This window comes from Streptococcus sp. DTU_2020_1000888_1_SI_GRL_NUU_041A, from assembly GCF_032387735.1.
In the GTDB taxonomy this organism is placed as follows: domain Bacteria; phylum Bacillota; class Bacilli; order Lactobacillales; family Streptococcaceae; genus Streptococcus; species Streptococcus sanguinis.
Genome location: NZ_CP135591.1, coordinates 1,561,526 through 1,574,670 on the forward strand (window position 1 = coordinate 1,561,526; position 13,145 = coordinate 1,574,670).

General features: G+C 42.0%; 21 protein-coding genes. All 21 read right to left on the bottom strand.

All coding sequences use genetic code 11. The annotated features are described in order from the left end of the window. Nucleotides 1-232 precede the first annotated feature (232 nt). The 21 genes from RSK81_RS07630 to RSK81_RS07730 all read right to left on the bottom strand — a co-directional run bounded on the left by RSK81_RS07630 (nt 233) and on the right by RSK81_RS07730 (nt 13,137). Entirely contained in the window at nt 233-508 is a 276-nt protein-coding gene (locus RSK81_RS07630; protein ID WP_315686404.1) for a hypothetical protein, read from the bottom strand. A gap of 118 nt (nt 509-626) precedes the next feature. Further along, nucleotides 627-1,460, bottom strand: coding sequence for a hypothetical protein (locus tag RSK81_RS07635; RefSeq protein ID WP_315686406.1), 834 nt, complete (start codon nt 1,458-1,460; stop codon nt 627-629). A gap of 16 nt (nt 1,461-1,476) precedes the next feature. Then, entirely contained in the window at nt 1,477-2,490 is a 1,014-nt protein-coding gene (locus tag RSK81_RS07640; protein ID WP_315686407.1) for a hypothetical protein, read from the bottom strand. Nucleotides 2,491-2,506: 16 nt separating this feature from the next. Next, on the bottom strand, nt 2,507-2,707 hold the full coding sequence (locus RSK81_RS07645; RefSeq protein WP_053794429.1) for a hypothetical protein: 201 nt from the start codon (nt 2,705-2,707) through the stop codon (nt 2,507-2,509). Nucleotides 2,708-2,717: 10 nt separating this feature from the next. Then, entirely contained in the window at nt 2,718-2,945 is a 228-nt protein-coding gene (locus RSK81_RS07650) for a hypothetical protein (RefSeq protein ID WP_136115657.1), read from the bottom strand. After that, nucleotides 2,942-3,382 (bottom strand): thioredoxin, encoded by a 441-nt coding sequence (locus RSK81_RS07655; protein ID WP_315686408.1) that lies wholly within the window; start codon nt 3,380-3,382, stop codon nt 2,942-2,944. The genes RSK81_RS07650 and RSK81_RS07655 overlap by 4 nt, the downstream gene beginning before the upstream one ends. Continuing rightward, entirely contained in the window at nt 3,379-3,795 is a 417-nt protein-coding gene (locus RSK81_RS07660) for a hypothetical protein (RefSeq protein WP_315686409.1), read from the bottom strand. The genes RSK81_RS07655 and RSK81_RS07660 overlap by 4 nt, the downstream gene beginning before the upstream one ends. Continuing rightward, a complete protein-coding gene (locus RSK81_RS07665) occupies nt 3,779-3,967 on the bottom strand; it encodes a hypothetical protein (RefSeq protein WP_315686410.1) in 189 nt (62 codons plus the stop codon). Before RSK81_RS07665 ends, RSK81_RS07660 begins: the two co-directional genes overlap by 17 nt. A gap of 13 nt (nt 3,968-3,980) precedes the next feature. After that, complete coding sequence (locus RSK81_RS07670) at nt 3,981-4,181, bottom strand: hypothetical protein (protein ID WP_008809739.1); 201 nt, start codon at nt 4,179-4,181, stop codon at nt 3,981-3,983. A 117-nt stretch (nt 4,182-4,298) separates the two neighbouring features. Continuing rightward, nucleotides 4,299-5,789, bottom strand: coding sequence for a primase C-terminal domain-containing protein (locus RSK81_RS07675; protein ID WP_105025994.1), 1,491 nt, complete (start codon nt 5,787-5,789; stop codon nt 4,299-4,301). A gap of 33 nt (nt 5,790-5,822) precedes the next feature. Then, nucleotides 5,823-6,494 carry a DUF2786 domain-containing protein gene (locus RSK81_RS07680; protein WP_023916838.1) on the bottom strand — a complete coding sequence of 224 codons (672 nt, stop codon included), beginning with the start codon at nt 6,492-6,494 and terminating at the stop codon, nt 5,823-5,825. Then, the gene (locus RSK81_RS07685; RefSeq protein WP_315686412.1) at nt 6,484-6,651 is read right to left on the bottom strand and encodes a paraquat-inducible protein A; all 168 of its coding nucleotides are present in this window, start codon (nt 6,649-6,651) and stop codon (nt 6,484-6,486) included. Before RSK81_RS07685 ends, RSK81_RS07680 begins: the two co-directional genes overlap by 11 nt. A gap of 11 nt (nt 6,652-6,662) precedes the next feature. Next, on the bottom strand, nt 6,663-7,163 hold the full coding sequence (locus RSK81_RS07690) for a hypothetical protein (protein ID WP_053794424.1): 501 nt from the start codon (nt 7,161-7,163) through the stop codon (nt 6,663-6,665). A gap of 38 nt (nt 7,164-7,201) precedes the next feature. Further along, entirely contained in the window at nt 7,202-7,351 is a 150-nt protein-coding gene (locus tag RSK81_RS07695) for a hypothetical protein (RefSeq protein ID WP_196756390.1), read from the bottom strand. Between the two features lie 205 nt (nt 7,352-7,556). Beyond that, nucleotides 7,557-8,381, bottom strand: a complete 825-nt coding sequence (gene tmpA, locus RSK81_RS07700; RefSeq protein ID WP_315686414.1) for a ZIP family manganese transporter TmpA — start codon at nt 8,379-8,381, stop codon at nt 7,557-7,559. 22 nt (nt 8,382-8,403) lie between these two features. Beyond that, a complete protein-coding gene (locus RSK81_RS07705) occupies nt 8,404-8,874 on the bottom strand; it encodes an 8-oxo-dGTP diphosphatase (RefSeq protein WP_315686415.1) in 471 nt (156 codons plus the stop codon). 1 nt (nt 8,875) lies between these two features. Continuing rightward, on the bottom strand, nt 8,876-9,970 hold the full coding sequence (locus RSK81_RS07710) for an FAD-dependent oxidoreductase (RefSeq protein WP_315686416.1): 1,095 nt from the start codon (nt 9,968-9,970) through the stop codon (nt 8,876-8,878). Between the two features lie 11 nt (nt 9,971-9,981). Beyond that, nucleotides 9,982-10,779: a Nif3-like dinuclear metal center hexameric protein gene (locus RSK81_RS07715; protein WP_315686417.1), complete on the bottom strand. Its 798-nt coding sequence runs from the start codon at nt 10,777-10,779 to the stop codon at nt 9,982-9,984. Then, the gene (locus RSK81_RS07720) at nt 10,766-11,455 is read right to left on the bottom strand and encodes a tRNA (adenine(22)-N(1))-methyltransferase TrmK (RefSeq protein WP_315686418.1); all 690 of its coding nucleotides are present in this window, start codon (nt 11,453-11,455) and stop codon (nt 10,766-10,768) included. The genes RSK81_RS07715 and RSK81_RS07720 overlap by 14 nt, the downstream gene beginning before the upstream one ends. Before the next feature lie 145 nt (nt 11,456-11,600). Then, nucleotides 11,601-12,389: a glutathione-dependent disulfide-bond oxidoreductase gene (gene yghU / locus RSK81_RS07725; RefSeq protein WP_268681468.1), complete on the bottom strand. Its 789-nt coding sequence runs from the start codon at nt 12,387-12,389 to the stop codon at nt 11,601-11,603. Between the two features lie 67 nt (nt 12,390-12,456). Next, complete coding sequence (locus tag RSK81_RS07730; protein WP_268681469.1) at nt 12,457-13,137, bottom strand: DnaD domain-containing protein; 681 nt, start codon at nt 13,135-13,137, stop codon at nt 12,457-12,459. Nucleotides 13,138-13,145: the final 8 nt, after the last annotated feature.

Consider the following 13,145-nt stretch of genomic DNA (forward strand, 5'->3'; position numbering starts at 1 on the left):
GGTCTTAGTGCTTGAAAAGAGCATAAGGGAAACTGTCCCCACGTCCCGTGTGGAGTTGATAGTATCAACGTTTCCTTTGTCCCCAATTTTCTCGGCTACGCCTACCTAAGCACACTGCTCTAACACACCTATGCCTACTCATTTTCTAATCAGCATACTTTCAGCCACTGATATCTAAAGAGATAAATCTGGTCATTTCGTGAATATTCAGCTGGAGAAAATCGGTCTGTTTTTAAGAAACCTGTTCGCTTTCTTCAGCAGCTTTTTGAACAGTTTGACGACGTTCTTTTTCTTCTTCTTTTAGAAGAGTGAGTTCTGTTTTTAGGTCATCATAGATTTGTTCATATGATAAATTTTTATCTTTTTTTAGCTGAACCTGAACGTACAATTTACCAATATTTTTTTGAAGCTTTTCTTCTGCTTCTTTACGAACAGACTCTAAAGCTGCAACTTTTTTCTTTGCTTCTTCCAATTCTAAATCAATTTTTTTAAGATCTTTTTTTGCCATCTTATAGCCTCCTTTTCAAAATTATAATCAGTATAAGGGATAATTTTTTTTTGTGCTGTAAAGGGACAAGTCACCGCAAAAAGAAAACTCCCTAATATAAAATTAGGGAGAACCAATTTTAGGACAATTGCTTCTGAAATCCTTCAACTTCTATTGTAAAAGCAGCTCTTCGACTAAGTTTAAATTTAATCAGTGTATGACCAAAATCTTCTTTTATTCCAAAAGGATAAATTCTAAAAACAGGATAATAAATGGTATCATAATCACCGAAAGTACGCTCTTTTTCTTTTTCAAATTGAACTACACTATAGCGAATAGCTGTAAGCACTTCTCTGTTTAAATAGCTTAATTCAACAAACTCTTGATAAGGTTGTTTAATCACATTTTGGTTAATCATTTTCATCCGTTTGTCAGCTTCTTTTTCATCAGCATCCGTATAAAGATTACATTCAGGCGGCAGATGATCTGTTAGCTTTCGAATACCTAAATACTCTTTATTAATAACATTTTTTAAGAGATAGCGCTTAAATAATATCGGCTGAATAAAAATTACAAGAGTTGCAAGAGCAAGACTAATTAGCCAAAATGTAAGAAGACGATTAACCATAGATTCTGTTAAAACATGTTGCTTAATATAATCATTTCCTTCTAGGAAAAATAGAAAGATTAAAACAAAATTGAAAGTCGTCTTCATACGTCCCAACTCTCTTGAGGAGAGCGTATAAATGACATCTATTAAGCACTTGAGCATGACTAAGGAAATCAAAACTTTCACAGTAAATAGTTGTATATCCCGTGGCATATAATACGTCAGCAAGCCGAGTAAAACAGCTGAGAAAATATAAAATTGACCCTTAATCAAGAATTTTACAAGCCAATTCAAACCACAAAACAGTGATAATTTGAGACCATTTTTATTTAGTTCTTTCCATTTTTGAGTGTGTTTTTTCATGATATCTTTCCTTTCACTATTTCATTTCCACCGTTTCAATCGGATTAGAAAATTCAAATGTACCATCTTTCACAGCTGCTTTTTTCTTGTTTAAGGCCTCAATCTTACCTTTTAGTTTTTCGATATTTTCTGTCGCTGTTTCAATCGAACGGTTCTTGGTTTCGATGTTACTATCAATGACAGAAATATCTTTTTGGTTGGCTTCCAGATCATCACCTGTAAGATATTTTGCTTCAGTATTCAATCCGTCTTTGCGAGACTCATCATCTTCAATAGAGGTTTTCAGCTTAGAAATAGACTCATTCAATTTTTTGATTTGTCCTTCCTGATAGCTGATTTCAGCCTCGATTTCAGTCAGTGTAAACTCTTCACGAGACACCGCATCGATTGTCTTTTGTTTGAGATTTTTATTTTGAGTTGTTACAAAGAATTGAACTGTTCTTTCTGCTTCCTCCTCTTTCGGGGACAAGGATTTTGAAGTGGAACTATCGTCACTTGATGGCGATGTAATGTCAATATCAACTGAACTAGTTGAGACAGTTGTATTGATGACATCAATCGCAAAAGCGCCAAAATCTTCAGGTACTCCACGGATAATCACTGAGATTTTATTATCCACGATTGGGACAACTTCCATGCTCGTTTTAGCTGATTTATTTTGTGAGTAAAGCTTCCATTTTAAGCGCTTGGCATCAATTCCACGGTCAACAGATGAAGTCGCATCCCTAGTCTCAAACTGAAGAACAATGATACCTGTTTTGGGAGAATAGGTCTGACTGGTCAGCTTAATTTCTCCAGTTCCATTGACAAATGTTTGCTTGGTTTTAAGCTGATCATCTGTGTAGGTTTGGCGTTCTGGAGAATAGAGTGCTCCAGCCAAAAGACTGATCCAGGCCGCAAATAAAACGGAAAAAATGACTAATTTTCGTTTGATCACATTCTCCTGAAACCAGTTTTTAACGGCCAGAAATGGTTTTACAACGGTGCTGGATTTTGCATTTCCCATCCAGCGTTTTAATGTTTCTATCATGTCTAATAAATCCTTTCTAATTTTCTTTTCCCCACTTCACCTGACTATTAGGCCAGAACATTTTCAACAACATCATCAAGACGACAGACGCTCTCATTTGCTTTTTCTCATTCTCATATTTATCTCTGATTGTCACAGAACAAATAGGAAGAAACCAAGCGCATAGCAAGCTAGCCAAGATGACAAAATGACTAATAAAATTCGATAAGTTATTCATGGGAAGCCTCCTAGATACAAGACATTTTTTCTGGTGCAAGTTCGAGAGTTAGCCACAAAGCCTCACTCTCTGAGATATAGGTAAGGCTGCCGCCCTCGTCATGGAACCGGAGAAGATAGTAAGGATCTTCTCCAACATGTCTGCCTAAAGCAACCACACCTTCAGGCGTCTTAGCACGCCACAATTCATTATCAAAACGAAACAATGCTTCTGTTTTTTTCTTTACCTTTTTAGTCATTTCATTGCCTCCTTGATAGCAGACTCATCAACATTAATTTCACCTTTACTGGCCTTAGTTGCATAGAGAGAAAGCTGCTGTTTTCCATCTCTCAACTTGACAATAGTCGCCGCTTTTTTTACTTGGTATTTCTTTACTAAGGCCTGTCCTTTTTCAGACTCAACATTGATATAAAAAGTCGGATAAGCACTCTTTTCAGCAGCAGAAATAACCGCCTGTTTTCCTGCCTGGCAATAGGGGCAGCCTGACTTGTAAAAGACCAGGTTCACATTCTGATCAACTACCGCAGCTGCATATTCGTTTTGGGTCAGATGGCTGTCATAATCTTTGAAAAAAACCTCTTGCAAAACCGTCTTTACTCCAATAGCAGCAAAACTCAAAAGCATGATAAAAAGAACAATGCCAAAACCCAATTTGATTGCTTTCAAATCTTTCATAGAGAGTCCTCCTTGTCCAGAAAATCAAAGAGATTGCCCTGGATCACTTGGAGTTTAGCCAGCCGTTTCATGTCTTGCTTTAGCTCCTGAAAGCTGGTCATAATCTTATTCAAAACAAGCGGATCAAAATCATCATAAATCGCCACAATCGGCAACATAGGCAGATGATCTTTTTTCTCACTTTGGAGAAATTCATTGACCTGTCTTTCAGCTACAATGACCCCATCAACTCGTACCAAAGCTGGTAAACTTGTGATAGTTTCTCCATTTTGATAAAAGGTCAGGGCTACATCTCCAGGAGCAATCGTTTCAAAGTCTGCATCACTGTCAGACACTTTGAAGTAATAAGCTGAGGGCTCTTGTCCTAGTCCTGTCAGATAAGTCCCTCGTACAATCTTAAACTTTTTTGTCATCTTCCCTCTCCTCCTCATCATCAAACCTAAATATCACCATTTTATTTCTTGATGACATCTCCATTGCAATTTCTTTCCATTCTCGCTTGGTCTTTGTCGTTTTCCATAATGGAATAATATCAAACAGATAAAGTCTTCCAGTATAAAAAACATCATCTTCATTTTTCACCATTAAAACCTCCCTTCTAACAAACCTTATGAAATCTAAATGGAGCCTGATAGTAATTCGGATACTGAATAATTCTCTTTGTCCTCGTTACTGGTACGGGCTTGTGATACCATTTTTGAAGATATTGAGAAGCCATCCCCTGAGTCTCAAAAACTAGAAGGTTCTTCTTCTCATCACGCAGATAATCTCCAATCTCAAAACTAAAAATAGCAATCATTTGACTTCCTCACTTTCTTGATCTTCCAAGTTCTTGACTAGCTAGTTTTTCCCCCGCCTCTGAATTGCCTCACAGTATCCTAGATATAATGTAAAGGCACTTGACGGGTTTTATTTTTTATCCAATGTCAAGCTCAAATAAAGAGAGTTGTGATACTTGTTTAAGGTCATTTTTAACTCCTTCTATCACTCGCCGAGTGAGACTCAAGCTTTCTTCAAAGAAAGCAGCAATATAACCAACATACGCTTCCTGGCGTTCCTTTTTCACCTGGAGAAGGGACAGGAAGATAGCCTTGACGGAAGCAATACGGATCCCGCCGCCACGGCCAGATTTAATCGTGAAGAAGATCTTCTGATCTGCCTTTAGTGCTTTCAGTACTCTGTCTAAAGAGCGTTCAGGGATACTGAGAGCTTCTCTCAGCGCCTTTTTCGTTGTCTGAATAAATGGATCTTCTGACTGGTAAAAGTCCTCTAAATAGGCCATCACATCGGCTTTCCATTCATACAGATGACTGTTCTTGCGATCAGCCCGCTTCTTCTTGAATTTGTACCACCGCTGCTTGGTAAAGAGATCCGCAGCCTTCAAATCCTTATTGACCCAGGCCCGACACAGCAGCATGATATAATCTCTGCTGGCTGCCTCATATTTGCCTGAATAAGCACTGGCAATAATCTTTAAGAGTTCGCTTGTAGTGACTGGTTCGTCCAGTCGTAGGCTAAATTCGTTTAACACGACCTCACAATCGCCTTGTGAGACACCGCTGGAGAAATTAGCCAAGGCTAAAGTGAACAATACAGAATTTCGACCCATTAAGTCCTTAGTACCTTTGATGTTTGACTCATTCATCAACATCTTATACCAGGGCTCATCGGTCTGTTTTGCCCCTTCTGTTCCTGAAATAACCGTTAGGTTCGGTTTCTTACTTGGGAAAGGCAAGTCTGATTGTTTCATCGACCAATTCAGCCACTCCTGGAAAGAATAGGTGTACTCTTCGTCAAAGAATTCGATATTATCTGTACGGGGTATTCTGCAAATACCAAAGTGATTACAGGTCATATCAACAGGTAAAGTCTGACCAAAGTAACTTCTCAAGTTTTGAGAGATCGCCTTGGCCACCTTTACCACCTTGAACTGTGAATGGGCGGTCACATAGGCTGGCTCAGACAGAACAAAGTAAGCCTGGTATCCTTTATCTGACTTTAGAATTAACGTTGGCATGAAGCCTAAATCAAGAGCAGCCGTCAGGATGTCTCCTGATGTCATTACATCATCTGAGGACAGGTCAAAATCAATCACAAAGGTATTGATCTGACGCAAGTTCTCTTCAGCATGGCCACGTGTAATTTGTCGTCGGCTGTCACTGTATGATCCGAAGCGATAAACGTTCGGCGTCCAGTGAGTGAAGCCATCTTGATTTTCTTTAATAGCTTCCATTGAGGTTAGAACAAGTCCACGGGCCTTGATCATGTGAGCTTTGGAACGGTAAGTGAATATAGCTCCTCGCTTACCTTCCTCAACTGAAGAAACAGGTTTCAAATGACTGTTTCTAAATTTATAATTCCTTAATCCATCTTTGAGAATTAAAGGATAGATTGTATTCAAATTCATATTGAAATATTCCTAATTTTTTTCATCACTGAGCTAGCTGTTTAACAATTCATCAGTCATTAGCTTTGTTTCTTTTGCATGTTCAAGTCCTACAGAATAAGCTTCCAGGTCTACTTTTTGAATTGGAATTTTGGCAGATCTCTCATTGAGTTTTCCCATTCGTTTATACTGTTCTTCCAATACTTCAGCAGGAACCTGAACCATCAAAGCAAATTTTTCTGATGATTGAGTTTGTTTCTCAAAACGCTCATTCAACCCTGTAAGAAATCCAAACAAGTAAGACTTCTTGTAGTCTTTCCAGCGAGCTTTTGTAATTGTAGGGAAGAGACGTTTTAATCGATATTCCAGATATAAAACAGCACCTTCATAAACTTTGGTGCAAAATTCAGCATCACTATCATAGCCAAAGAAAATCATTTTCGTAATTCCTTCATCAACTTTCCTTTGTCTAATGACTTTACACCTGAAGTTTGCACCAAGAATACCAGCCAATTTCTCTTTCCACCAAACCATTCTATATTCTGAGGCTGCAACAGTCTCTCCAATATTATTCTTGTGGATCTTTTGTATATCACTCATGGCTAAATTGTGTTTTACCATCAACTTCTGGGCCATGAGAAGCGCTGACTGCCCTTCTTCATCATTTGGAGCGTCATAGGCTAATTCAAGTAAGTTTTGAACTTTTAAAATAATCTTATCGTTCATTTGTGACCTCCTGAGCTATTCCTAATCCATAATAGCAATGGCTGCAAATTGTTTCTTCTTCATCTATCCACCAACAAGCCCCCTTGTCTGGAGTGTAGCAAGCATTGTTCCAAGTGCAGCCACAGATACAACATTTTCCCTGTTCTTTTGAACTCATGTCAACCTCTCTTAGTTCTCTTTCATACTCTTAGGAGGAGCAGCAACCGAAAAGAAGTAGCCGTCCTTTAAATCCTCTTTACTGTAAAACTCAGCTTCTGCGGTCATTACATGATCGCACCGACTCCAGTCACTACGTAGCTTTTTGTAGGACAGCGATACTCTTTTTTCAATTTCTCTAAAGCGAAAACCTAGTTTCAAATACGTGGTAACGATTTCTTCAATATGTTCTTGCGTTTCTAGAACTTTAACCCTGGTTTGGATATTCTCTTTCTTATCTTCTTCTCGAAGGCTTAGCTGATATTGAATATAGAGTAATCGCATTTCCTCAATTTTCTCTTGCCAGTAAGGATTATAAGGCTGACCTGAATACTTATTCGTTAAGCTGCGGACAGGTTTTCTGAATTTCATCTGAACCTTGTCAAACTCTCCTAAATCTGTCAGTGGATCAATAAATCCCAAAGGCTCGCTATTGAGCAACTTTTCATATAAATTTAAACTGTTTGTCATCATCGTTTGTCTCCTCTGATACAGTTCTTTACAATCTCCCCCTAGGATGAGTTCTGGCAGCTCATGCTTTCAAACAAATCAAGTTGAAAGGCACCTGAAGAAGCTTTAACATCTTCTAGCGGTATTTTCTCTGACTGTTTTTCTTTATCGTGATCAATCACTTCATAGACTTCCAATGTGTCAATGTTCATGACAATCTCCAATCCTCGCATGACGATCTCCTTTCTCTTTAAATTTAAAACGAACAAAAAAGGAGAACAGATTTCTCCGTTCTCCTTCCTATACAAGATATTCAATTTATACTTTTCTAAAAACTCTTACCACTTACACTACCTTTAAATAAAAGAATAAGAGCGGAAATTCCGCTTTCTTCCGCTCTTTGATTCCAAGTTGGCATCAACCCAAAGCCACATCCAAGACCATCATGAGAACAAAGCCCACCATGAGACCCAAAGTCGCCACATCAGTATTGCCATTGGTTTGCGAATCCGGTATCAGCTCCTCTACCACCACGAAAACCATTGCGCCTGCTGCAAAGGATAGGGCATAGGGCAGAATCGCCGTCATGGCCATAACAGCAACTGCCCCAAGAACAGCCCCGATTGGCTCTACAATCGCAGACATGGAACCCCAGTAAAAGGCTTTAAGCCGAGACTTGCCGTCCGTCCGAATCGGAATGGACAGAGCCGCTCCTTCTGGGACGTTTTGCAGGCCAATTCCTAAAGCTAGGCCAATCGCGCCGACAAAGGCTTCCGGACTAGGATTGGCGGCCAAGGCACCAAAGGCTACTCCGACTGCCAAACCTTCTGGAAAATTGTGAATGGTAATGGCTAAAAAGAGCAGGGCTGTCTTGGACAGCTTCTTTCGGCTATGCTCAGAAACACTCTCAGCCTCCGAAATATCCTTGCTCAAGTGCAAGTGAGGCACTACCGCATCAATCAGCCGCAGGAAAAAACCTCCCACTAAAAAACCAATCGCTGCAGGCAGCCAGGACAGCTTGCCATAAGAACTTTGGGCATACTCAATCGACGGCGCCAGAAGCGACCAAAAGGAAGCCGCAATCATGACCCCTGCCGCAAATCCCATCATAATATCCAGCAGCTTACGGCTGACCTTTTTAAAGAAAAATACAACAGCCGAGCCTACAATGGTACATCCCCATGTAAAAAGTCCCGCCAATAATGCCTGCATAACCACAGGCTGCGATCGTAACCAATCCATAACTTCTCCTTATTCTCTAAAATCAATCATACAAAATCGTCTTGGTTTCCCCTATACAGTGTTTTTCCTCATTCCAGTAATGAATCCGCTCGAAAGAGCCTTTCCGCCAGTAGAGAGGCAAACGTTCACGTATGTCGTCCTGCATATCTATTTGGCCAAGTTCGGAAATCTTCCACCATTTGGGCTCCCCTTCATGATCGTTTCCCCTGACTTGCCCCTCAAAGGCAGTACAAAGAAAATCGTAATACACATACCATTCTTTTTTACTCGGATTAGTGAATCCTGAAATTCCCTTCAATTCCATATTTAGAGCAGTCAGCCCCGTTTCTTCTTTTAACTCGCGCCTTGCAGCTTCGAAAAAAGATTCTGGAAACTCCACCTTCCCGCCTGGTTGTATCCACCCTTTAAAGTTATCATGCTGGCGATTAAGCAGTAGGATTTCTTCATCTTTTTTTACACAAATATTGACCCAATTCAAAATGGTTTCTGTCATATCAAACCTTCTTCACATACTGTTCAATAGGATAGTCAGCTGGATTCAGCAGCCCCGCTTCTCCCAAAGCCATCTGGGCCAATTGGCGTCCGATAAGCGGGCCAGTTGTCAGACCAGAAGATCCTAGTCCACTAGCAGTGTAGACTCGTGGCAAGTCTGGCACAGCTCCAAAGAAAGGTGCAAAATCGCTGGTATAGGCTCGTGTTCCCACGCGCTCACCTAAAATCTCTGCTTTAGACAGCCTTGGCAAATAAGCTTCTGCTTCTTGCTGCAATTGATCCAGCACTTTCTTATCTACCGTCAAATCAAAGCCCTGATCATTTTCATGACTGGCACCGACGCTGACCTTGCCTGCCAGAAAGGGAATGATATCCAGCTCGCCCTCAGGCATAACAACAGGGTAATCATCCGTCTGCTCAGCCAGCTTAAAATCACACAGCTGTCCCTTTTGCGGCTGAACATCTGTCTTATAGCCCAGTGGCTGCAAGATTTCTCCCAGCCAAGCCCCCACAGCTAAGATAACACAGTCAAAGCTGCGTCCGTCCACAAGAAGTTGCTCTCTTTCTACTGTCAAGTTTACCTTTTTCTCAACCAGTTCTGCCTTACTGGCTTTCAGAAGCGTCTCCGTCAAGAGTGCTCCCTCCACACGGGCACCGCCAGAAGCATAGAGAAGTCGCTCAAAGCCTTGCAAGTCTGGAAATTTCTTCTGGGCTTCTTGACTGCTGAGAAGACTCAAGTCCCCTATTAAGGGCGACTCTTCCCGACGATTAGCAGCCAAATCATAAAGCTCCTGCAGCTTGCTCTCATCCTTTTTCAGCAGATAAACACCTGTCTGTTGGTAAAAGTCTGTCTGAATACCAGCAGCTTTCAGATCCGCAATCAAGTTCTGATAAAAATCAGCGCCCAAACGCGCCATCCTGTACCAAACCTTATTGCGACGTTTGGAAAACCAAGGACTTATAATGCCAGCTGCTGCCTTGGTCGCCTGCCCCTTGCCGTCATCAAAGACAGTCACTTCCACATCTGGGGATTTGGACAGATAGTAAGCGGCTGTTGATCCGACAATTCCAGCACCAATTACTGCTACTCTTTTCATGTCACTCCCTCTCAAATATGTCGGAAAGGATTGGTCCAAGCCTGACTAGCCAGAATCTCAATCTCCCATCCCTCTTCTGCCTTCCAAAGATCAAATTTTTCTTTCAATTTTTCCGTAAAAAGAACCTCGATATAATGTCCAGGATCCAGCGTCAAAAGACCTTCTGTCAGCATTTCCTGGGCTGTGTGATAGTAAATATCACCTGTAATGTAGACCTGCGCTCCCTTGGAAATAGCCTCTGGATAAAAGGACTGACCGCTGCCACCACAGATAGCTACACGCTCAATCACACGATTGAGATCCGCTTCTTCATAAGTGACCAGACGCAAACTATCTAGTCCAAAACTTGCCTTGACCTTAGCCGCAAAGTCCCCAAAGGTCTGAGGAGCAATCCTCCCCACACGTCCAATGCCGTTTTCTGGCGTCGTTTGTCTGAGAAAACTTGTCTCCTCAATCTCTAAAAGCTGACAGAACCAGTCATTAAGCCCGTCCTCCACGACATCAATATTGGTATGGCTAACATAGACAGCAATATCATGCTTGATAAGATCTAAAATGATTTGATTTTGTGCCTTATCTGCCACTAGGTCCTTGAGCGGGCGAAAGATAGGCGCATGCTTAACGATAATCAGTCCAGCACCTGCCTCAATAGCCTCCGCCACCGTTTGCTCACGAATATCCAATGCCACTAGAACCTTGTCCACTTCCTTATCCAAGGTCCCGATTTGCAGTCCTGAAATGTCGCCCTCCATGGACAGTTCTTGCGGGCAATAGGCTTCATAACGGGCAATGATTTCACTTGCTAGCATGGAGCACCTCCTTGATACTTTCGATTTTTTGGGACATAGCAGAGCGTTCTAGCTCATTTTTTTCTGGGATATGGGCCAGAGCTCCTTCAAGTTTCTTCAATTCTTTCTGCCATCTTAGCTGAAAATCAGGTGACTGTTGCTTCATCAGAAAAGGACCAAAGCGTTTTTCTTGCTCTGTCAAAGTTTGCTGGCCTGCTTCAGCCACTAGGATTTCGTAAAACTTCCCCGCCTCTTCTAAGACATCCTCAGCCAGCAAGCGAAAGCCGTTAGATACCAGCCAGCTGCGGAGCTCATCCTCTCGGTTATTAGGCTGCAAAATCAAGCGGGAAATAGCTCTAAGCTTAGCTCTGCCATTTTCCAAAATCTCTGAAATCAAGCGACCGCCCATGCCAGCGATAACGATGGTGTCAATCTGATCTTCTACTTCAAAAGCCGCCAGACCATTAGCCAAGCGAACCTCAATCAGCTCCGTCAGCCTATGCTCTGACACATTTTTCTGGGCAGACTGAAAAGGCCCCTCTACCACTTCTCCGGCCAGAGCCTTCTCAATCCGTCCTTGCTGAACCAGGTAAATAGGCAGATAGGCGTGATCGCTCCCAACATCCAGCAACTTAGCCCCATCCGGCACAAAAGCAGCTACTCGCTCCAAGCGTTGGGAAATAGTCTTTTTTTGCATCGCTTACTCTTTTCTAAACATTCTTCTATTCAGTATATCATTTTTAAGGGCATAAAAAAAGCAGCGGAGGAAAAATCAGCTTGTTGATAAACTGATTTTGTCTCGCCACTTGATGATGGGGTGTTTGTTCCTACCCGACACTTATTTATTTGATTTCCTGATACTCAGCAGCTAAACCGCGCTGGACTGCCGGACGAGCTGCAATCTTCTCCGCCCAAGCAGATAGATGTTTGTAGGATGCAGCATCCAAGAACTCAGCTGCGCCTGGATAGAGCCTATCCTGCACCAACTGCCCATACCAAGACCAGATAGCAATATCTGCTATGCTATAGTCATCTCCAGCGATATAAGCTTTCTTGGCCAATTCTTTGTCCAATAAATCCAGTTGTCGCTTGGCTTCCATCGTAAAGCGGTTGATGGGATATTCTAGCTTTTCTGGTGCATAGTTAAAGAAATGACCAAATCCGCCTCCCAAGAAGGGCGCCGCTCCTGTCTGCCAGAAGAGCCAGTTGAGCACCTCAGTCCGACCGGCCAAATCTGACGGAATTAGCTTTCCAAACTTCTCTGCTAGATAGAGCAGGATATTCGCAGACTCAAAGACAGGAATCGGCTTATGACCTGACTGATCCAACAAGGCCGGAATCTTAGAGTTGGGATTGATTTTCACAAAATCTGAGCCAAACTGGTCGCCATCCATGATGCTGATCTTATAGAGGTCATAGGCTGCCTCAGTGATACCCGCTGCCAGTAGTTCCTCCAGCATAATCGTCACCTTAACCCCATTTGGAGTCCCAAGTGAATATAGCTGAAAAGGCTCTTTACCGACAGGAAGCCTCTGCTCAAAACGCGCGCCTGCAGTAGGCTGATTGATACCTGAAAATTTTCCTTGGTCGCTATCCGCAGCAGACCAGACTTTTGGCAATTGATAGGTCATACTTTTCTCCTTTTTTATAAAACCAAGGGCCTGTCATATCTAACAGGCCACTATAAATCTAATAAAGTCAGTCCTTCCACAAATTCATGGCATTGAGGAAATCATCTGAAACTGTCACATTTTGAGGGTTAGCTGCTTCACGTTCTTCCCGTTTGGCTTCTACCTGAGCAAGCGTGATGATGCCTTCCTTACGCCAATTGCGCAAGATAGCCTGAATATACTTCCAGTTGGCCTTGCCATTAAACACAGCCTCACGAAGGGCAGCCTTGACCAAGTCAGGATTGGTTTTGTCGTCTTGAACAGTCTTGGTCAAGTCCTCAATTTCAAAGGGTGTCAAGAGACGACCCAGTTCCTGCTGGAAGGTCTCCACCAAGTCTTTCAAAACATTCTGAGGTGCCTTTACCACAGTCTGATGACCGCTTTTAGCTGCCAGCAGTTCATCCAGCTTTTCTAAAGCCGGTGAAGCATCAAAGATAACCTCTGTCTCTCCATTCAGCTCAATGGTCTTATACTGCAAGAGACCTTTCTCAGTCAGATGAGACATAGAGCGATTGACTTCTGACAGGGTCTTGCCAATATGCTCCGCAATCTGACTAGGCGCCAGCTCTTCCAGAGAAGTCGTATTTTGCAGATAGAAAAACTGCCAGACCAAAAAATCATCGCTGGAATCAAAGATGTCCTTAAAATGTAAAAGAAGGGCACTCGGGATTACTAGATTGCCCGATTTAAAAGCTGATAAATAAGTCATGTCACCTC